The 19,661-nt window shown below is 70.1% G+C and carries 17 protein-coding genes and 1 pseudogene; 13 read left to right on the top strand and 5 right to left on the bottom strand.

The window, feature by feature from the left end:
• Window positions 1-48 precede the first annotated feature (48 nt).
• The 12 genes from DRB89_RS12920 (at window position 49) to DRB89_RS12860 (ending at window position 14,694) form a co-directional block, all read left to right on the top strand.
• Window positions 49-1,470: an MFS transporter gene (locus DRB89_RS12920; RefSeq protein WP_239516112.1), complete on the top strand. Its 1,422-nt coding sequence runs from the start codon at window positions 49-51 to the stop codon at window positions 1,468-1,470.
• A 520-nt stretch (window positions 1,471-1,990) separates the two neighbouring features.
• Window positions 1,991-3,271 (top strand): RNA-guided endonuclease TnpB family protein, encoded by a 1,281-nt coding sequence (locus tag DRB89_RS12910; protein WP_112449646.1) that lies wholly within the window; start codon window positions 1,991-1,993, stop codon window positions 3,269-3,271.
• A complete protein-coding gene (locus DRB89_RS12905) occupies window positions 3,154-4,281 on the top strand; it encodes an anaerobic C4-dicarboxylate transporter (protein WP_275432079.1) in 1,128 nt (375 codons plus the stop codon). The genes DRB89_RS12910 and DRB89_RS12905 overlap by 118 nt, the downstream gene beginning before the upstream one ends.
• Window positions 4,282-4,522: 241 nt before the next feature.
• Complete coding sequence (pflB, locus tag DRB89_RS12900) at window positions 4,523-6,793, top strand: formate C-acetyltransferase (protein WP_112449644.1); 2,271 nt, start codon at window positions 4,523-4,525, stop codon at window positions 6,791-6,793.
• A 109-nt stretch (window positions 6,794-6,902) separates the two neighbouring features.
• Entirely contained in the window at window positions 6,903-7,730 is an 828-nt protein-coding gene (gene pflA, locus DRB89_RS12895; protein ID WP_112449643.1) for a pyruvate formate-lyase-activating protein, read from the top strand.
• An 83-nt stretch (window positions 7,731-7,813) separates the two neighbouring features.
• Complete coding sequence (locus DRB89_RS12890) at window positions 7,814-8,908, top strand: MFS transporter (protein ID WP_112449642.1); 1,095 nt, start codon at window positions 7,814-7,816, stop codon at window positions 8,906-8,908.
• Window positions 8,905-11,235 carry a molybdopterin oxidoreductase family protein gene (locus DRB89_RS12885; RefSeq protein ID WP_204357779.1) on the top strand — a complete coding sequence of 777 codons (2,331 nt, stop codon included), beginning with the start codon at window positions 8,905-8,907 and terminating at the stop codon, window positions 11,233-11,235. Before DRB89_RS12890 ends, DRB89_RS12885 begins: the two co-directional genes overlap by 4 nt.
• Window positions 11,236-11,241: 6 nt before the next feature.
• Window positions 11,242-11,841: a 4Fe-4S dicluster domain-containing protein gene (locus DRB89_RS12880; protein ID WP_112449641.1), complete on the top strand. Its 600-nt coding sequence runs from the start codon at window positions 11,242-11,244 to the stop codon at window positions 11,839-11,841.
• Entirely contained in the window at window positions 11,838-12,509 is a 672-nt protein-coding gene (locus DRB89_RS12875; RefSeq protein WP_112449640.1) for a Rieske (2Fe-2S) protein, read from the top strand. Before DRB89_RS12880 ends, DRB89_RS12875 begins: the two co-directional genes overlap by 4 nt.
• Complete coding sequence (locus DRB89_RS12870; protein ID WP_112449639.1) at window positions 12,506-12,874, top strand: DUF6755 family protein; 369 nt, start codon at window positions 12,506-12,508, stop codon at window positions 12,872-12,874. Before DRB89_RS12875 ends, DRB89_RS12870 begins: the two co-directional genes overlap by 4 nt.
• 2 nt (window positions 12,875-12,876) lie before the next feature.
• Window positions 12,877-14,304 carry a NarK family nitrate/nitrite MFS transporter gene (locus tag DRB89_RS12865; protein ID WP_239516111.1) on the top strand — a complete coding sequence of 476 codons (1,428 nt, stop codon included), beginning with the start codon at window positions 12,877-12,879 and terminating at the stop codon, window positions 14,302-14,304.
• Window positions 14,305-14,502: 198 nt separating this feature from the next.
• A complete protein-coding gene (locus DRB89_RS12860; protein ID WP_112448267.1) occupies window positions 14,503-14,694 on the top strand; it encodes a hypothetical protein in 192 nt (63 codons plus the stop codon).
• Between the two features lie 49 nt (window positions 14,695-14,743).
• Here DRB89_RS12860 and mscL read toward each other — a convergent pair whose 3' ends face one another.
• From mscL to DRB89_RS12840, 4 genes and pseudogenes are all read right to left on the bottom strand, one after another.
• Window positions 14,744-15,247 (bottom strand): large conductance mechanosensitive channel protein MscL, encoded by a 504-nt coding sequence (gene mscL / locus DRB89_RS12855; RefSeq protein WP_112448268.1) that lies wholly within the window; start codon window positions 15,245-15,247, stop codon window positions 14,744-14,746.
• Window positions 15,248-15,367: 120 nt separating this feature from the next.
• Window positions 15,368-15,799, bottom strand: coding sequence for a hypothetical protein (locus tag DRB89_RS44440; RefSeq protein WP_112448269.1), 432 nt, complete (start codon window positions 15,797-15,799; stop codon window positions 15,368-15,370).
• 83 nt (window positions 15,800-15,882) lie between these two features.
• A pseudogene (locus DRB89_RS12845) lies at window positions 15,883-16,866 on the bottom strand (sulfatase-like hydrolase/transferase); the annotation flags it as partial.
• 138 nt (window positions 16,867-17,004) lie between these two features.
• A complete protein-coding gene (locus tag DRB89_RS12840; RefSeq protein WP_239516110.1) occupies window positions 17,005-18,051 on the bottom strand; it encodes an NAD(P)-dependent alcohol dehydrogenase in 1,047 nt (348 codons plus the stop codon).
• A 223-nt stretch (window positions 18,052-18,274) separates the two neighbouring features.
• Between DRB89_RS12840 and DRB89_RS12835 the strand changes: the two genes are divergently transcribed.
• Window positions 18,275-19,150, top strand: coding sequence for a helix-turn-helix transcriptional regulator (locus tag DRB89_RS12835; protein ID WP_112451129.1), 876 nt, complete (start codon window positions 18,275-18,277; stop codon window positions 19,148-19,150).
• Here DRB89_RS12835 and DRB89_RS12830 read toward each other — a convergent pair.
• On the bottom strand, window positions 19,133-19,546 hold the full coding sequence (locus DRB89_RS12830) for a GNAT family N-acetyltransferase (protein WP_162688557.1): 414 nt from the start codon (window positions 19,544-19,546) through the stop codon (window positions 19,133-19,135). The genes DRB89_RS12835 and DRB89_RS12830 overlap by 18 nt on opposite strands.
• Window positions 19,547-19,661 lie beyond the last annotated feature (115 nt).

The raw sequence follows: 19,661 nt of genomic DNA, 5'->3' as shown, positions 1-19,661 counted from the left end.
GAATAGGTCAGGACCATCAGCAGAAGATCCCAACGTTCAGGACACGCCATGAGTTCCGCCCAACAGGACGTGCGCGCGGCAAGCGGGCGCGTGCAGGCGCCCGATCCGGCGCAGTACCGCCCCGGCCGCACGATCACGGAGTGGACGCCGGAGGACCCGTCCTTCTGGCAGTCGACCGGAAAGAAGGTCGCCACCCGCAACCTGTGGATCGCGGTTCCGGCCCTGCTGGTGGCCTTCGTGGTCTGGCAGGTCTGGAGCATCACGGCGACCAACCTCAAGGACGTCGGCTTCGGCTTCTCCCAGTCGCAGCTGTTCTGGCTGACGGCCGTCCCCGGCATCACGGGCGGCAGCGCCCGCATCGTCTACACCTTCATCGGCCCGATGATCGGCCAGCGCCGCTTCACGGCGGTCTCCACCGTCGTGCTGATCGTTCCGCTGCTGTGGCTGGGCTTCGCGGTGCAGAACCCGGACACCTCCTACGGCACGATGGTCGCCATCGCCGCGCTCTGCGGCATCGGCGGCGCGAACTTCTCCTCCTCGCTGGCCAACATCGGCTTCTTCTACCCGAAGCAGGAGAAGGGCAACGCGACCGGCATCAACGGCGGCCTCGGCAACCTGGGCGTCTCGGTGGTGCAGCTGCTCACCCCGATCCTGATCACGACCTCGGTCCTGGCGATCGGCGCGGGCCAGAAGAAGGCGAACGGCTCGGAGATCTACCTCCAGAACGCGGCCTTCGTCTGGGTCCCGGTCCTGATCGTCCTCGCCGCCGTCGCGTGGTTCGGCCAGAACGACCTGAAGGTCGCCTCCACCCCCTTCAGCCAGCAGAAGATCATCTTCAAGCGCAAGCACAACTGGGTGATGACCTGGCTCTACGTCGGCACCTTCGGCTCCTTCATCGGCTTCGCCGCGGCGCTCCCGCTGCTGATCAAGACCACCTTCCCGGCGTACTCCGTGGCCACCTATGCCTGGATGGGCCCGGCCCTCGGCGCGCTGGCCCGCTGGGCCGGCGGCTGGATCGCCGACAAGTTCGGCGGAGCGCGGGTGACGATCCTGTCCTTCGTGGGCATGGCTGCCTCGATCATCGGTGTCATCACCTTCCTCCCAGCCGGTTCCGACCAGGGCTCTTTCCAGGGCTTCTTCCTCTGCTTCCTGTCGGCGTTCTTCTTCTCGGGCATCGGCAACGGCTCGACCTTCCGCCAGATCCCGGTCATCTTCCGCGGCCAGCACCTCAAGGGCCTGACGGAGGGCACCCCGCAGTACGCGAAGGCGCTGAAGCAGGCCGAGATCGAGTCGGGCGCGGTGACCGGTTTCACCGCGGCCATCGCCGCCTACGGCTTCTTCTTCATTCCGGCGATGTTCGCGAACTTCGCCGTGACCAGCGCGATGTGGGGCTTCGTCGGCTTCTACGCCAGCTGCGTCGTCGTGGCCTGGTGGTTCTACGCCCGCCCCGGCGCGGAAGCGCCCAGCTAACCGGTGCTCCCGGCTGGTCAGCCCGGGTGTGGTGCGGGGCCGCTGCGCGAGCGGCGCCCGCCTGCGCCCGGGCTTCCCGGGGTCCGGCCCCGGACTCCGGCCCGGGCCTGTGACCCCCTGCGGCGCCGTTGCCGGGGCCAGCCCCCGGACCCCCGCTCCTCAAACGCCGGAGGGGCTGGATTGCTGGTGGCGCGCCGCACTGGAACACCGCACAGACTGGATGTCCTCTTCGCGATGCTCCGCGACGGCACCTTCTGCGAACCCCGCCTGGCCAGTCCCTTGACCGCCGTCTCCCGTCAGGCGTCACTGCGGTGAGGAGTGGGGTCCGCCTCCAGAACAGCCAGCAGCTCCGAGAAGCGCCGGTCCTGCGAGGTTCCCGCAGTCAGTTCGCTCAGCTTCCGCTGGTACTTGGTGACGAAAACCAAGTGAACGTGCAGCTTGTGGACAACATGACGTCTGGTCCGTACATCAGGATGAGGGTTCCAGCGCGGTGACATAAACCCCTGCTAGGTTCCGGATTGTGAGTCAAGACGCCCTGACAAAGCGGCAGTTCGGGCACCGGGCCCGGCTCGCGCTGTCGCCTGCCGGGGTTCGCAAGGCGGATGATCAGGCGCATGCGGCCCGCACCATGTGGAACCTGCTGCACGCCTGGTGGCAGATGATGCCGAAGGAAGAGCGGACTCTCGGACATGCGGACGCCGCGATCCGGCAGGCCCGCGAGGACATCGACTTTCTCGCTGTTCTTCCCGCGCAGGCCGCGCAAGCGGTGTTGAAGACCTATTTCCAGGCGTGGAGGAACTGCTGGGACGGCCGCGCCGACGCCCCGAACTTCAAGGGCCGGCTGCGTACGGTGATGTCCGTGGATGTCCCGCAGGGCCGGGACCTGAACATCACCCGGGTGCACCGCCGCTGGGGCATGGCCAACCTGCCGAAGATCGGCCGGGTCCGTTTCCGTTGGACCAAAGACCTGCCCGTGGGTAAGCGCGCCAACGCGGAGAACCGGATCACCGGGGCGCGGCTGATCAGGGACGCGCTCGGCTGGCACATCGCCTTCCGCGTCCAGACATTGGAGGGCAAGCCCCAGCCCCACCAGGGGCCAGACGTCGGCATCGACGTGGGCATCACCGTGCCCATCGCTCTCTCTGACGGTGAGACGTACGGGCACGGTGAGTGGCTGACCGGCAAGGAGCAGGTGAAGCTCCTGCGCCTGGAGCAGCGTGCCGCGCGACGTAAGCAGCACCGCAAGCCCGGCGAGCGCACCAGCGGCAGGCTGCACCGCACCTACGACCAGATCGCAGGACTCCGCGCGAAAGCCAAGCGCCGGGCCCTGAACTGGCAGCACCTGACGACGACCGTCATCGCCCGCGCGTACGGCACGGTCGTGGTCGAAGCACTCACCATCACGAACATGGTCAAGTCGGCCAAGGGAACTGTCGAGGCGCCGGGGAGGAACGTCGCCCAGAAGTCTGGGCTGAACCGCTCCATCAGCGGGGAAGCGTGGGGCCGGACGGTCGCCATGCTGGCGTACAAGACCGCCCAGTACGGCGGCGCCCTGCACAAGGTCCCCGCTCCCGGCACCAGCCTGCGCTGCTCGGCGTGCGGCTTCACCACGCCCGGCAGCCGGGAGTCCCAGGCCGTGTTCGTGTGCAAGAACCCGGACTGCGGCTGGTCGGGTAACGCCGACTGGAACGCGGCTCGCAACGTCTTGTACCTGTACCGGATGGGCCTCGCGCTCATCCCGGCTGCCGGGAGGGCAGTCGTCAGGCGCGCCAAACGCGTCAAGCCCGCTGCCGCAAGGTAAGCAGGAATCTCCCGGCTCCAGCCGGGAGAGCACTTCAACCCCTGCTCCCCGTGATCCACGACGTGGCCCGCGAAGGCGGCATCCGCCCGGAGCGGCCCATCGCCGTCTCCTCCATCGCGGCCACCTTCGGTATCACCGCCTCGCCCGTCTCCGCCGCCATGGCCGCCATGATCGTGATGTTCGACGGCGACGGCTGGGACCTGCCGAGGATCATGGCCGTCGCCGTGCCGGCCACGCTGCTCGGCGTGCTCGTCGCCGCCACCGTGCAGTCCCGCGTCGGCAAGGAGCTCGGGCAGGACGCCGAGTACCTGCGGCGCCTGGCCGCCGGTGAGATCGAGGCCCCCGCCCCGGCCGAAGCCGCCCCGCCGCTGCGGCCGCGGGCGCGCTGGTCGGCGTACCTCTTCCTCGGCGGGACCGTCGCCGTCGTCCTCAGCGGTCTCTGCCCGGCGCTGCGGCCCGAGACCGCCAAGGGGCCCCTGTCGATGCCCGCCACCATCGAGATCCTGATGATGGCCGTGGCCGCGCTGATCCTGCTGCTGTGCAAGGTCGACGCCAAGCGGATACCGGGCACGGACGTGGCCAAGTCAGGGCTCGTCGCCGTCATCGGCGTCTTCGGGCTGTCGTGGCTCGGACTGTCCTTCATCGGCGCCAACGAGGCCCGGATCACCGGCGCGCTCGGCGGGGTCGCGCAGGACCACCCCTGGTTCTTCGCCATCATGCTGCTGCTCCTTTCCGCGCTGCTGTTCAGCCAGGCCACGACCACCAAGGCGCTGATGCCCCTCGGGCTCGCCCTCGGTATCCCGGCCCCGCTCCTCATCGCGATGTGGCCCGCCGTGAACGGCTACTTCCTCCTCCCCACCTACGGCACCTTCATCGCGGCGATCAACTTCGACAGGACCGGCACCACCCGGGTCGGCCGCTTCGTCGTCAACCAATCCTTCATGCTGCCGGGCCTGGTCACGACGTGCGTCGCGGTATCCACAGGCTTCGCCCTGGTTCAGATTGTCTGACCGGTCGGGCCCTCCCGTAGGGGTCGTGCGCGGTCCTCCCCGAGATTCTTGTGAAAGCTTTCACAAGCGCACTAGGGACCTTTGGCCTGCTCAAAGTGCCAGGTCAACGGGGATGGGGGACCCTTGGGGTCGGGGATGAGGGGACTTTCGGGCCCCAGCTCAGGACCAACGCGGCGCCAAATGATCGATCAAAAGGCGTGCAATGGATACAAGCAATGAGGCGACTCGGAAGGTGCGGGCGATGACTGCCACCCCTGCGGAAACCACGAAGAACGGCGAGGCCTGGAACGGCTTCAAGGGCGGTCTGTGGCGTGACGCCATCGACGTCCGCGACTTCATCCAGCAGAACTACACGCCGTACGAGGGTGACGACACCTTCCTCGCCGGCCCCACCGAGCGCACCACCGCCGTGTGGAAGGCGATCACGGACAAGTTCCCCGAGGAGCGCGAGAAGGGCGTCTACGACGTCGCGTACGACATCCCGTCGTCGATCACCGCGCACGCCCCCGGCTACATCGACCGCGACAAGGACCTGATCGTCGGCCTCCAGACGGACGCCCCGCTCAAGCGCGCGATCATGCCGTACGGCGGCTGGCGCATGGTCGCCGGCGCCCTGGAGACCTACGGCTACCCGGTCTCGGACGACCTGGAGAAGGTCTTCACCGAGTACCGCAAGACCCACAACGCCGGTGTCTTCGACGCGTACACCCCCGACATCCGCGCCGCCCGCAAGGCCGGCATCGTGACCGGCCTGCCGGACGCGTACGGCCGCGGCCGCATCATCGGCGACTACCGCCGCGTGGCCCTCTACGGCGTCGACCGCCTCATCGCCTTCAAGAAGGAGGAGAAGGAGGAGATCAACTCCCTCCCCGCGGGCAACCGCTCGCTGGAGGAGACGATCCGCCTGCGCGAGGAGCTCTCCGAGCAGGTCCGCGCCCTCGCCGAGCTCAAGGCGATGGCCGCCTCCTACGGCTACGACATCTCCGGCCCGGCCACCACCGGCCGCGAGGCCATCCAGTGGCTGTACTTCGCGTACCTGGCCGCCGTGAAGGAGCAGAACGGCGCGGCCATGTCGCTCGGCCGCACCTCCACCTTCATCGACGTCTACCTCCAGCGCGACATCGAGGCCGGCCTCCTCACCGAGGAGCAGGCCCAGGAGCTGGTCGACGACTTCATCATCAAGCTCCGCATCGTCCGCTTCCTGCGCACCCCGGAGTACGACGAGCTCTTCTCCGGCGACCCCACCTGGGTCACCGAGTCGATCGCCGGCATGGGCGAGGACGGCCGTCCGCTGGTCACCAAGACCTCGTTCCGCTACCTCCACACCCTCTACAACCTCGGCCCGGCCCCCGAGCCGAACATGACGGTCTTCTGGTCGCCCCAGCTGCCGCAGGGCTTCAAGGAGTTCTGCGCCCGGGTCTCGATCGACACCTCCTCGGTGCAGTACGAGTCCGACGAGCTGATGCGCCCGCGCTTCGGCGACGACACCGCCATCGCCTGCTGCGTCTCGGCCATGCCCGTCGGCAAGCAGATGCAGTACTTCGGCGCCCGCGTCAACGTCGCCAAGACCCTGCTCTACGGGATCAACGGCGGCCGCGACGAGAAGTCCGGCGCCCAGGTCGGCCCGGCCACCGGTGCGATCACCTCCGACGTGCTGGACTACGACGAGGTCATGGCCAAGTTCGACGAGCAGATGGAATGGCTCGCCGACACCTACGTCCACGCCCTGAACGTCATCCACTACATGCACGACAAGTACGCCTACGAGCGCATCGAGATGGCGCTCCACGACCGCGACGTGCGCCGCACCATGGCCTGCGGCATCGCCGGCCTCTCGGTCGCCGCGGACTCTCTGTCGGCCATCAAGCACGCCAAGGTCACCGCGGTGCGCGACGAGACCGGCCTGGTCACCGACTACACCATCGAGGGTGAGTACCCGGCCTTCGGCAACAACGACGACCGCGTCGACTCGATCGCCGTCTGGCTCGTCGAGGAGTTCATGAAGAAGGTGCGCAAGCACCCGACCTACCGCGAGGCCGAGCACACCCAGTCGGTCCTGACCATCACCTCGAACGTGGTCTACGGCAAGAAGACCGGCAACACGCCGGACGGACGCCGCGCGGGCGAGCCGTTCTCCCCGGGCGCCAACCCGATGAACGGCCGCGACACCCACGGCTACGTCACCTCGGCGCTGTCGGTCGCCAAGCTCCCCTACGAGGACGCCGAGGACGGCATCTCGCTGACCAACACCGTCACCCCCGACGGCCTGGGCCGCACTCCCGAGGAGCGGATCAAGAACCTGGCGGGCGTCCTCGACGGCTACATGGCGGTCGACGGCTTCCACATGAACGTGAACGTGCTCAACCGCGACACGCTCATGGACGCCATGGAGCACCCGGAGAACTACCCGCAGCTGACCATCCGCGTCAGCGGCTACGCGGTGAACTTCGTCCGCCTCACGCGCGCTCAGCAGCTCGACGTGCTGAACCGCACCTTCCACGGCTCTCTCTGACCCTCACGGGAGACCACGAGCACGCGCGGCCCGGGGCCGGCCCTCACCCGGCCCCGGGACCGCGCGTCACCAGATCAGTCCACGGAATCTGGAAGCTGGAGCACCTGCCATGACCGTCCTCTTCGGTACGAGCCTTCCCGTCGGCCACGCCAACGCCATCAGCGTCAGCGCCGGCCAGACTCCCGCCGCCGCCGCGACCCAGCGGCCGAGCGAGGGCACGGTGCACTCCTGGGACCTGTCCACCGGGGTCGACGGCCCCGGGACCCGGTTCGTCACCTTCCTGTCCGGCTGCCCGCTGACCTGCCTGTACTGCCATAACCCCGACACCATGCGGATGCGCAACGGCAAGCGCACCTCGGCGGACGACGTCATCGCCGAGGCCCGCAAGTACACCAAGTTCATCGCCGCCTCCGGGGGCGGCGCCACCATCTCCGGCGGTGAGCCGCTGCTCCAGCCCGTCTTCGCGGGCGAGCTGCTGCACCGGATGAAGAACGACCTCGGGCTGCACACCGCCCTGGACACCTCCGGCTTCCTCGGGGCCCGCGCCACCGACGCGCTGCTGCGCGATGTGGACCTGGTCCTGCTGGACATCAAGTCGTGGGACCGCGAGACCTACCGGCACGTCACCGGCCGCCCGCTGGAGCCGACCCTGGACTTCGCCCGCCGCCTCGCCGACCTCGGCAAGGAGGTGCACCTGCGGTTCGTGCTGGTGCCGGGGCTGACCGACGCCAGGGAGAACATCGAGGGCGTCGCCGCCTTCGCGGGCACCCTCGGCAACGTCTCGCGGGTCGACGTACTGCCCTTCCACAAGCTCGGCGAGGGCAAGTGGGAGGCGCTCGACATGAAGTTCACCCTCCACGACACGCCGTCGCCGACCGCCGGGCAGGTCGCCGAGGCGAAGGCGATCTTCGCCGCGCAGGGACTGAACGCGGTCTGAGGCGCCGGGGCCGCCACCCGTACGGCGCACCGATGAGCTCTACATAACGGGCTTAATCGGTACAGACCACCTAGCGTGGTGCTGTGTCCGAGCCCTCAGATGTCATCGACGCCGCGCCGCCCCCACCGGCGCCCGAGACCTCGCCGCCCGCCGGGCGGTCCGTCACCGCACGGGCCACCCTGGCCGGCACCGTCGTCTCGCTCCTCCTCATCATCGCCATCGTGCTCGGAAGCCGGCTGCTGCGGGACTTCGACTCCGCCCTGCTGCCGTACGCCGTCGCCACGGTCTTCCTGGCCTTCGGCGTGGCCTACCGGTACACGGTGTGGGTCTCGGCCCCCGGAGCCCGACGCCTCTTCAAGAAGGGCTTCGGCAGTTTCTTCTCGGCCGACAACTTCCGCAAGGCACCCACCGCCCTGCCGAAGATGATCGCCACCTACCTCGGATTCCAGAAGTTCCTCGGCGCCCGCTCCCGGCCCCGCTGGATCGCCCACCAGCTCATGTTCTGGGGCTGCCTGCTCGCCGCGGCGATCACCTTCCCGCTGACCTGGGGCTGGTTCACCTTCACCGGGGACAGCGCGACGGGACCCGGGTACGAGATGCGGATCTGGGGCATCAAGGTCCTCGGCTTCGACTCGCTGAACATCCTGGGCTGGCTGATGTTCCACGGCCTCGACATCGCCGCCGTCCTCGTCATCCCCGGAGCCTCGTACTTCCTGTGGCGCCGGATGAAGGACCGCGGGGCCATGACCGGCCAGCGCTTCGCCTACGACCTGCTCCCGCTGATCTGCCTGATCGTGATCTCCGTCACCGGTCTGCTGCTGACCTTCTCGTCGATCTTCCTGCACGGCGGCGGATACGAGTTCCTCGCGATCCTGCACATGGTGTCGGTGGTGTTCACCCTCATCTACATCCCGTTCGGGAAGTTCTTCCACATCGTCCAGCGCCCGGCCGCCGTCGGCATGCAGCTCTTCAAGTACACGGCCCGCCAGGACGAGCAGATCTTCCTCTGCAAGCGCTGCGAAGAGCCCATCGACACCGCCCCGTACGTGGAGAACCTGCGCGGCACGATGAAGGACCTGAAGCTCGACTTCGACGCGTGGGCCGAGTACTGCCCGCGCTGCAAGCGCGTCCTGCGCGGCAGCGCCTACCTGACCCACGTCAAGAAGGGGTTCAAGTGACCGCGACGGACCCCGCCAAGGCCGCGTCCCGGCCCGTACCCATCTCCATCGACCCGGCCATCGCCCCGCCCGGCACCCGCAACTTCCGCGACGCCGGCGGCATCCCCGCCGACAAATGGCACGCCGACCAGAACGGCGAGACCCTCGTCCCCACCCACTGCTGCTTCTGCGGCGTGCAGTGCGGCATGTACCTGCGCGTCGACAAGGGCGGCAAGGTCTTCGGCGTCGAGCCCCGCAACCACGACATCAACCGGATGCGGCTGTGCCCCAAGGGCATCAACGCCTACCAGCAGGTCAACCACCCCGACCGGCTGACCGCGCCGCTGATGCGGCGCACGCGGGACGAGGAGTTCAAGGAGTGCTCCTGGGACGAGGCACTCGACTTCACCGTCTCCGAGATCCGCCGCATCCAGGGCGCCCACGGCAACGACGCCTTCGGACTGCTCGGCGGAGCCAGCCTGTACTCCGAGAAGACCTACCTGGTGGGGAAGTTCGGCAGGGTCGCCCTCAAGACCCGCCACGTCGACTACAACGGCCGCCTGTGCATGGTCAGCGCCGCCGGCGCCAACAAGCTCGCCTTCGGCATCGACCGGGCCGCCAACCCCTTCTCCGACATCCTCCTCACCGACTGCCTGCTGATCGCCGGGTCGAACGTGGGGGAGTGCTTCCCCGTGATGACCCAGTACATCTGGGGCGCCCGGGACCGCGGGGCCTCGCTGATCGTGGTCGACCCGCGCGAGACGGCCATCGCCCGCACCGCGGATGTCCACGTCGCCATCAAGCCCGGCACCGACTCGGCCTTCTTCAACGCCGTGCTCAACGTGATCGTCGGCGAGGGCCTGACCGACGAGGCCTACCTCGCCGCGCACACCACCGGCTGGGACGAGGTCAAGAAGACCGTCCAGGACTACCCGCCCGCCCGGTCCGCGGAGATCTGCGGCGTCCCCGCCTCGCAGATCGTCCAGGTCGCCCGGATGTTCGCCGGCGCGGACAAGGCCATGGCCTTCCACGCGCGCGGGGTCGAACACCACTCGCAGGGCGTCGAGAACTGCCTGTCCATCATCAACGTGTGCGTGGCCACCGGAAACCTCGGCAAGCCCGGAGCCGGCTACGGCACCATCACCGGCCAGGGCAACGGCCAGGGCGGCCGCGAACACGGCCAGAAGTCCGACCTCCTGCCCGGAGGCCGCTCCATCATGAACGAGGAGCACCGCCGCCAGATCTGCCAGATCTGGGGCATCGAGGAGTCCGAACTCCCGCTCGCCGGCACCTCCATGATGGAGATGGTCTGGCAGATGCAGCGGAGCGAGATCCGAGGCCTCATCGGCATCTGCAACAACCCCTTCGTCTCGCTCCCCAACTACGCGACGGTCAAGCAGGGCTACGACACCCTCGAGTTCCACGCGCAGTTCGACTTCTTCCTCTCCGAGACCGCGAACAACGCGCACGTGGTCTTCCCCGTCACCGTCTGGGCCGAGGACGAGGGCGTCATGGCCAATACGGAGGCCCGCGTCGTCAAGCACAACAAGGCGCAGGAGCCGCCCGCCGGGGTCCGCACCGACACGTGGGTGATGTGCGAGCTCGCCCGCCGGCTCGGCGTCGGCGACAAGTTCGACTTCCCCGGCTCCCGGGAGGTGTTCGAGGAGCTGCGCATCGCCTCCGCCGGCACGGTCAACGACTACTACGGCATCACCTACGAACGCCTCGAGGAGACCGGCGGGATCATGTGGCCCTGCCCCTCCACCGACCACCCGGGCACGCCCCGGCTGTTCGAGGGCGGCAAGACCTTCCACCCCGACGGGAAGGTCCACATGCAGGTCGTCGAGTGGCACGCGCCGATGGACCCCTACACCGAGGAGTACCCCCTCTCCCTCACCACCGGCCGCACCGTCGCGCACTTCCTCTCCGGCAACCAGACCCGCCGCCTGGGAGCCCTCGTCGAGCAGACCCCCCGCCCCTGGGTGGAGGTCCACCCCTCGCACGGCTTCAGGAACGGCGACCCCGTACGGGTGGTCACCCGCCGGGGCAGCGAGGTGTTCCCGGCGCTGGTCACCGAGGCCATCCGCCCCGACACGGTCTTCATCCCCTACCACTGGCCCGTCCCGACCTCGGCGAACGCCCTGACCATCGACGCCCTCGACCCGCGCTCGAAGATCCCCGAGTACAAGGTCTGCGCGGCGCGCATCGAGGCCGCCGAGCGGGTCGACGAGGTCCCCGCGCCGCCCACCGCACCGGGCCACGAGGCCTATCCGGAGACCCAGGTCTCCCGCACCGACCCCCTGCCCCCCACGTCCCCGCAGGGCCGTGGCACGGCGGAGAGGAGCTGACCCGCCATGATGGGCCGCACGATCTTCATCGACCCGGGTCGCTGCATCGGCTGCCAGGCCTGTGTCTCGGCCTGCCGCGAGTGCGATTCGCACCGCGGCAAGTCCATGATCCACCTGGACTACACCGACCCCGGCATGTCCGTCGCCTCCCTCCCGAGCGTCTGCATGCACTGCGAGGACCCGGTCGCACCCTGCGCCGAGGTCTGTCCCGCCGACGCGATCCTGGTGACCGCCGACGGAGTGGTCCAGCAGGCCGACACCACCCGCTGCATCGGCTGCTCCAACTGCGTCAACGCCTGCCCCTTCGGCATTCCGAAGATCGACCTCCAGGCGAAGCTGCAGATGAAGTGCAACCTCTGCTACGACCGCACCGCCTACGGCCTCGCCCCCATGTGCGCGACCGTCTGCCCGACCGGCGCCCTCTTCTACGGAACCCTCGAAGAGCTCCAGGCGGAGCGCCCCGGGGTGCAAGTCGCCGACTCCTTCGTCTTCGGCGACGTCGTCGTCCAGACCGGCGTGGCCATGGTCGTGCCCGCCGACAAGGTCCAGTGGCCCGTCCCCGGCGGCCTGCCCGTCGTAGAGGTGAATGGAGTGGACGTGCGATGAGCGTCACCGAACAGCCCCCTCCGTACCCGGGTCAGGGCCAGGACGACGGCGCGGCCGCCGACGCCGCGGTCGAGCAGCTGCGCGACCGGATCAGCGCCGACTCCCTCACCACCCGCCGCGACTACCTGCGGATCGTCGCCACCGTCTCCGGCGGCCTGGCCATCGGCGGTGTCGGCGTCGCCGCTGGCATCCTGCACCGGCACGGCGACAGCGAGTCCCTGCCCGCGCCCAAGAAGGTCAGCGACGCGCTCGCCCCCGGCCAGTCCGTGGCCTTCCGCTTCCCCGGCGAGGACGACCGGGCCCTGGCCGTGCGGCTCGGGGACGGCTCCCTGGTGGGCTACTCCGCCGTCTGCACCCACCTGGCCTGCGGCGTGCTGTGGCGCGAGGACCGGGGCGCCGACGGCGAGCTGTACTGCCCGTGCCACGAAGGCGTCTTCGACGCCCGCACCGGCGAGGTGACGGCTGGCCCGCCGCCGCGCCCGCTGCCCAGGATCTTCCTGACCGAGCAGGCCGACGGCAGCGTCTGGGCCGTCGCCACCGCCCGGTCGGGAGAGCCGGCCAAGGACGCGCTCTGCCGGCAGTTCGGCGAGGACCATCCGCTGGAATCAGCCAGTGTGCGCTGCCCCGGGGCGGGCCGCCCCGGAGCCCCCGAAAGGAGGCCCACATGAGCGAGGCGCCGCTGCCTCCCCGCCCGGAGTACCACCCGGGCAGTGCCGAGCCCCGGCTCAACCGCCCGGTGCGCGAGAGGTACCCCCAGATCCGCTCCACCAGCGGGTACGGGGACCCCCGGATCCGGCACACCGGCCCGGGCCCCGGAGCCGGCACCGAGCAGGAGCCCGAGCGCTCCTCGAGGCTCAACGCGCGGCTGGTCCTGGCCCTCACGGTCGTGATCGGCCAGCTCTGGGCGCTCACCGTGACCGTCAACGAGTGGATGAAGGGAAACACCGGCACGGCCTGGTGGGGAGCGGGATTCCTGATCCTGTCCTTCCTCGCCGTGATCGGACTGTGGCTCCTCGACCCGAAGGACCGGTAACCATGTCGATACCCACGCCCACCCCGCCCAAGGTGCGCTCGCACCGCGCGGAGAGCTACAAGCCGGGGGCCACCATCGCCGACTGGCGGCCCGAGGACGAGGGGTTCTGGCAGTCCACCGGGCACCGGGTGGCCCAGCGCAACCTCTGGGTCTCCATCCCGGCCCTGATGCTCGGCTTCGTGGTCTGGCAGGTCTGGTCGGTGACCGTGGTCAAGCTGAACGACGTCGGCTTCGGCTTCTCGAAGTCCCAGTTGTTCTGGCTGACCGCCATCCCCGGTGTCACCGGCGGCACCTTCCGGATCCTGTACACCTTCATCGGGCCGATCTTCGGCGAGCGGAAGTTCACCGCGTTCAGCACGATCATCCTGGTCGTGCCGATGCTGTGGCTGGGCTTCGCGCTCCAGGACTCCGGCACGCCCTACTGGGAGCTGGCGCTGATCGCGGCCGTCTGCGGCATCGGCGGCGCGAACTTCGCCTCCTCGATGGCGAACATCGGCTTCTTCTTCCCCAAGCGGGAGAAGGGCAGTGCCAACGGCCTCAACGGCGGCCTCGGCAACCTCGGCGTGAGCGTGGTCCAGCTGGTCGCCCCGCTGGTGGTGACCGCTGCCATCCTGGGCGCCCCGGCGGGCGGCCCGCAGCACGACGGGAAGAAGAACACCGACATCTGGCTGCAGAACGGCGCCTTCCTGTGGGTGCCGCTGCTGGTCATCATGGCCCTGCTCGCGTGGTTCCTGATGAACGACCTCAAGGTGGCCGCGGCCCCCTTCAGCCAGCAGAAGATCATCTTCAAGCGCAAGCACAACTGGCTGATGACCTGGCTCTACGTCGGCACCTTCGGGTCCTTCATCGGCTTCGCGGCCGGCCTGCCCCTGCTGATCAAGAACAACTTCGAGGCGCAGGGCTACCAGGCGACCACCTACGCCTGGATCGGCCCGTTCATCGGGGCGCTCACGCGCTGGGGCGGCGGCTGGCTCTCGGACAAGATCGGCGGAGCCAGGGTCACCATCCTGTCCTTCATCGGCATGGCGGCGGCCCTGGTCGTGGTGATCTTCGCGCTGCCGTCCGGCGGCCAGGAGGGCGACTTCTGGCCCTTCTACATCGGCTTCCTGGTGGCCTTCGCCTTCTCCGGCCTGGGCAACGGCTCCACCTTCCGGCAGATCCCGGTGATCTTCCGGGACCAGCACATGAAGCAGGCCGAGGGCATGGGACCCGAGGCGCAGGCCGCGGCGCTGAAGCAGTCGGAGATGGAGGCGGGCGCCGTCACCGGCTTCTCCTCGGCCATCGCCGCCTACGGCTTCTTCTTCATCCCCGCGATGTTCGCGGCCATGGCCGTCACCAACGCGCTGTGGATCTTCATCGGCTTCTATGCCACTTGCCTGGTGGTGTGCTGGTGGTTCTACGCCCGCAAGGGCGCCGAGGCTCCCAGCTAGTGCTGTGACCGGAAAGGTTCACCGGGTCGCGGCGCCCGGCACGGCACCTCGCCGCGTTGTCGGACCACCGAAGTACGTCCAGTACAAGCGGCGGCCCTCCGCCTTGCGATGCACCGCACCGGACACCGCGACCCGGCAAACCTTCCCGGCCACAGCACTAGGCGGGGCCGGTGGCGGGGGCGGCCGTACCCTGGAGGCATGAGCGACGCCCCCGCCACCGAACCGCAGGACCCGAAGCCCAGGCCGAAGCCGAGGCTGGTCTTCGACGACCCGCTGGACCAGCAGTCCTCGGACGACACCGACCGGGGCTGGGGCGAGCGGCCGCCCGCCGGCGGAAGCGCGGCCGACCTGGCCCGCTTCCTCGACGAGAAGCCGCCGCACCACGTCTGAGCCGACGCCCCGGCAGCGGCCGGGCGACCGGCCGCTGCCGGCGGACCGGCTAGAGCCGGGGGCCGGGGGCGCCGTAGGACGGGGCGCCGCCACCCGTGCCGCGCTGGGCGACCAGCTCGTCGCGGATCTCCTTGAGGACCTCCAGCTCGGTGATCTCCATCGTCTCCTGGACGCCTTCCTTGGCCTTGCGGCGCGCTTCCTGCCGGGCGAGGTACTTCGACATCGGCAGCACCATGAGGAAGTACACGACCGCCGCGGTGATCAGGAAGGTCAGCGCGGAGTTGAGCACCGAGCCCCAGAGGAGCTCCACGCCCGTCGGCTTGCCGTCCGCGCCGATCCCGCAGGGATCCTTGATGCAGCTCTTGTAGGCATCCAGACTCTGCGTGCCGGCGAGCCCGATCACCGGGCTGATCAGGCCCTTCACGACCGAGTTCACGATGTTCGTGAACGCGGCGCCGATGACCACGGCCACCGCCAGGTCGACCACGTTGCCGCGCATCAGGAAGGTCTTGAAACCCGCCAGCACGCTCACCTTCTTCTTCTCGCTCACCACTGAGCCTTTCTTCGCATCTGCCGAACATGGAGCCAACGGTTCCGAAAGCTACGGCAGTCCGGGCCCGGCGTGTCCAATCGACCCCCGTCTCACGGTGACTTGACCGTACGTCTGCACGAATCAACACAGCGTCACCGCCAGTCGGGACACGGCGCCCGCCCCCACGAGAGAGCGCGCGGTTTCCCGGGGCACGGACAGGACGACCAGGGCCCCGCCGTCCCCAACGCCCTTGTCCGGATCGGGTACTTCGGAGACCCGGGCCCCGGCCGCCACCACCCGCGGCGGCTCGCCGCGCTCCGCCGCGACGACATCGACCCGGTCGCCGGGGCGCAGCAGCCGCACCGTCGCCGCGTCGGCGATGCGCACCGGAGCCGACACCAGCCGCACCGCCGCCGCGGGCGGCGGCTTCGCGGAGGGCGGCGCGGAACCCCGAGAGGCCTGGGCCTCCGTGCCGCCCACCGCCAGCACGGCCGCCGCCACGGCCAGCCCGGCCGCGGCGCCGCGCCGCCGGCGCCGCACGGCCCTGCGCAGCCGGTCCCCGCCCCGGCCCACGCGAAGCGGGGGGAAGTGGGGAACGGCCGCTGTACGACCTCCTGCCCACCCTCGCTGAACTGGCGGGCGCTGGTGGTGCCGGGCGCGATGCGGCCCGGGGACCAGGCGATCAGCGGGACGCGTACGCCGCCCTCGTAGAGGTTCCTCTTGTAGCCGCGCAGCGGGCCGTTGGCGTCGAAGAGGTCGGGGTTCACGCCGCCCTCCTCGTGCGGGCCGTTGTCGGAGGCGATCAGGACCACGGTGCGCTCCGCGATCCCCAGCGCCTCCAGCCGGTCCACGACCGCGCCGACCTGCGCGTCGAGGAGGCTGATCTGCGCCGCGTGCGCCTTGTTCGCCTGGGTCCACGACTGCGAGGCGTACGCGCCGATGTCGGGGACCTCGCTCGGGGCGTGCGGCAGGTTGGGGGCGAGGAAGAGCAGGAAGGGGTCGGCCCCGGCGGCGCGGGCGTCGATGAAGTCGAGGGCGCGCGCGGCGATCGCGTCGGGGGCGAAGGTGCCCGCCGGGACGGTCTCCTTGGCGTCGTTGTGCCAGAGGTAGGCAGGGTGGTACTGGTGGGCGTGGCTGTGGTCGATGTACCCGTAGAACTCCTCGAAGCCCCGCGCGCCCGGGTGGCTCGGCTGGTCCCCGGCCTCCGGTCCGAAGCCCCACTTGCCGAACAGGCCCGTACGGTAGCCGCGCGCCCGCAGCACCTCCGCGAAGGTGGTGTCGCCGGCGCCGAGGCTGCCCTGGCCGCCGCTGGAGGGGTTGGCGCGGACGGCGGCGTGGCCGGTGTGCAGGCCGGTGAGCAGTGCCGCCCGGGAGGGCGCGCAGACGGCGGCTGCGGAGTAGGCGTCGGTGAAGCGGAGCCCCTCGGCGGCGAGCCGGTCGATGCGCGGGGTGGAGATCAGCTTCTGGCCGTACGCGCCCAGGTCCCCGTACCCGAGGTCGTCGGCCAGGACCACCACGAGGTTCGGGGCCGGCGCCGGCGGCTCGGCGGCGGCCGCCCCCTGGGGCCGCGCCAGCTGCGGGAGGGCCGCGAGGCCCGCGGCGGCGGCGGATCCCGCGATGAAGTGGCGGCGGCTGGGCATCTCGAACTCCCCGGTGGCGAAAGGCTGGTGGGAAGATCGTCCGCCCGGGCGGCCGCCGGGACCATGCACGGGGCGTGAAAAGCGTGTGACAGCCCCCGGGCGTGCGCCCGCGGGCTGTCGGGGAGAGCGCCGGGACGGTCAGATGGTCGAGGTGTCGATGACGAAGCGGTAGCGGACGTCGCCCGCCTGTACGCGCTCGTACGCCTCGTTGACCTCCGCGGCCGCGATCACCTCGATGTCCGAGCCGAGTCCGTGCAGCGCGCAGAAGTCGAGCATCTCCTGCGTCTCGGCGATCCCGCCGATCATCGAGCCGGCCAGCGTCTTGCGGCCGCCGATGACGGAGAACAGGTTCAGCGAGACGGGCTCCTCGGGGGCGCCGACGTTCACCAGGGCGCCGTCCACCTTCAGCAGCCCGAGGTAGGCGTCGAGGGCGAGCGGTGCGGAGACGGTGGACACGATCAGGTCGAAGCGGCCCGCCAGCTCCTCGAAGGTGGTCTCGTCGTTCGTGGCGTAGAAGTGGTCGGCGCCGAGCCCCAGCCCGTCCTCCTTCTTGCGCAGGGTCTGGGAGAGCACGGTGACCTCGGCGCCGAGGGCGTGGGCGATCTTGACGCCCATGTGGCCGAGGCCGCCGAGGCCGACGATCGCGACCTTCTTGCCGGGGCCGGCCTTCCAGTGCCGCAGCGGGGAGTAGAGGGTGATGCCGGCGCACAGCAGCGGGGCGGCGATGTCGAGGGCGAGGCCGTCGGGGATGCGGACGGTGTAGTTCTCGTCGACGACCACGTGGGTGGAGTAACCGCCGTACGTGGGCTCGCCGTTCTTGTCGAGGGCGTTGTACGTGCCGGTCATGCCCTTGGCGCAGAACTGCTCCTGCCCGGCGAGGCACTGCTCGCACTCGCGGCAGGAGTCGACGAAGCAGCCGACGCCGACGCGGTCGCCGACCGCGAACTTGGTGACGCCCGGGCCGACCTCGGTGACCACTCCGGCGATCTCGTGCCCCGGGACCATCGGGTAGATGCCCTCGCCCCAGCCGTCGGTGACCTGGTGGATGTCGGAGTGGCAGATGCCGGCGAACTTGATGTCGATGAGGACGTCGTGCGTGCCGACCGGGCGGCGCGGGACGGTGATGCGCTCCAGCGGGGCCTTGGGGGCGGGAGCGGCGTAGGCGGCGACCTGGGTGACGGACACGGTGGGGCTCCTCGGAAGACTGCTGCGAGTGACTGCGGTGTGCGAGTGACTGCGGTGAAGGACTGCGGCGCCGGGCGGCGCACCGCTCGTTCCTCGGTCACCAGCATGCCCTCGCGGGCCGCGGCGACCCATCCCCCTGTCCTGCCTAGGACTGGCGAACCTACCCTTGGCGGGGTCAGGCACAGCCCCCCGGCCTGTCCGCGCACGCGGCGATACTGGGGTAATGGACCAGCTTGATCAGCGAGCCGAGCTCGGCGAGTTCCTGCGATCCCGGCGCGCCCGGCTGCGCCCCGAGGACGTGGGCCTGACCGACCACGGCCGTCACCGCCGGGTCCCCGGCCTGCGCCGCGAGGAGCTGGCGCAGCTGGCGGGGGTCTCGGTCGCCTACTACACGCGCCTTGAGCAGGGCCACGGGCAGAACGTGTCCGCGGAGATCCTCGACGCCATCGCGCGGGCGCTGCGCCTGGACGGCACCGAGCACGCGCACCTGAGCCGGCTGGCCGCCCCCAAGCCCCGCAGGCGCCGCCAGGCGGCGCGCCCGCAGCAGGTCCGCCCCGAGCTGCGGACGCTGCTGGACGCCATGGAAGGCGTACCGGCGTACCTGGTCGGGCGGCGCCAGGACGTCATCGGCTGGAACCGGCTGGCGGCCGCGGTCTTCGGCGACTTCGGGGCCCTGCCCGCGCAGGAGCGCAATCTCGTACGGCTGGTGTTCCTGGACCCGGCGACGGCCGAGCTGTACGCGGACTGGGAGTGCCGTGCGTGCGAGGTCGTGAGCAATCTGCGGCTGTACGCCGGCCGGTACCCCGATGACGAACGCCTGACGGCCCTGGTGGGCGAGCTGTCCGTGAAGAACGAGGAGTTCCGCCGGCTGTGGGCGGCCCACACGGTGGCGGACGACAAGACCCACGGCCTCAAGCGGCTGCGCCATCCCCTGGTCGGCGAGCTCCTGCTCTCCTTCGAGACCCTGGCCCTGCCGGACGATCCGGCGCAGTTCCTGGTCACCTACCACGCGCCTCCGGGCTCCCCCTCGGCCGACGCCCTGCGCATGCTCTCGTCCTGGTCGGCGCCGGCGGCCCCCGCCTCAGTCCTGGAGCTGTAGCTGTAGCTGTAGCTGTAGCTGTAAGTAGCCGTGTGCGCGTTCGCGCCGGTAGCCCAGGGCCGCGTTGACCGCGAGCATCGGGGTGTTGTCGTCCGCCACCGAGGTGGCGATGGTGCGCAGGTCCGGGTGGCGGACGGCGGCCTCGGCGAGCATGCGGAGCTTGACCGCGCGGCCGAGGCCGTGGCCCCGGTGGGCGGGGACCACCACGGTGTCGTACTGGAGCGCGCGCGGGCCCGCCGGGTCGGGGAGGACCAGTTCCGTGTAGGCCGCCACCTCGCCGTCCGGGGTGACGGCGGCGACCGTGGTCAGCGCGCCTCCCCGGTCCAGGATCTTGCGGTGGTTCGCGTGCAGGCGCTCCGCCGTCCAGGTCTGGATCCGCTGGTCCAGGTCCCCCATCGGCGCGTCCTCCATCGCCCTGTGGGCGACGGCCACCGCCGGCGCCCACGCGTCGGGGACCAGTCCGGGCCAGCAGAACAGCTCGTAGCCGCGCGTCCGGCCGGACCGTCAGCTC

Origin of the sequence: Streptomyces sp. ICC4 (assembly GCF_003287915.1) — a bacterium.
GTDB lineage: Bacteria > Actinomycetota > Actinomycetes > Streptomycetales > Streptomycetaceae > Streptomyces > Streptomyces tritrimontium.
The sequence above is the reverse complement of the archived record's forward strand: the minus strand, read 5'-3'. Positions and strand labels throughout refer to the sequence as shown.

Excerpts from the sequence above, each read along its gene's own strand:
- DRB89_RS12920 (WP_239516112.1), top strand. The coding sequence starts at position 49 with ATGAGTTCCGCCCAACAGGACGTGCGCGCGGCAAGCGGGCGCGTGCAG.
- pflB (WP_112449644.1), top strand. The coding sequence starts at position 4,523 with ATGACTGCCACCCCTGCGGAAACCACGAAGAACGGCGAGGCCTGGAAC.
- pflA (WP_112449643.1), top strand. The coding sequence starts at position 6,903 with ATGACCGTCCTCTTCGGTACGAGCCTTCCCGTCGGCCACGCCAACGCC.
- DRB89_RS12880 (WP_112449641.1), top strand. The coding sequence starts at position 11,242 with ATGATGGGCCGCACGATCTTCATCGACCCGGGTCGCTGCATCGGCTGC.
- DRB89_RS12875 (WP_112449640.1), top strand. The coding sequence starts at position 11,838 with ATGAGCGTCACCGAACAGCCCCCTCCGTACCCGGGTCAGGGCCAGGAC.
- DRB89_RS12870 (WP_112449639.1), top strand. The coding sequence starts at position 12,506 with ATGAGCGAGGCGCCGCTGCCTCCCCGCCCGGAGTACCACCCGGGCAGT.
- DRB89_RS12865 (WP_239516111.1), top strand. The coding sequence starts at position 12,877 with ATGTCGATACCCACGCCCACCCCGCCCAAGGTGCGCTCGCACCGCGCG.
- DRB89_RS12860 (WP_112448267.1), top strand. The coding sequence starts at position 14,503 with ATGAGCGACGCCCCCGCCACCGAACCGCAGGACCCGAAGCCCAGGCCG.
- DRB89_RS12835 (WP_112451129.1), top strand. The coding sequence starts at position 18,275 with ATGGACCAGCTTGATCAGCGAGCCGAGCTCGGCGAGTTCCTGCGATCC.
- DRB89_RS12830 (WP_162688557.1), bottom strand. The coding sequence starts at position 19,546 with ATGGGGGACCTGGACCAGCGGATCCAGACCTGGACGGCGGAGCGCCTG.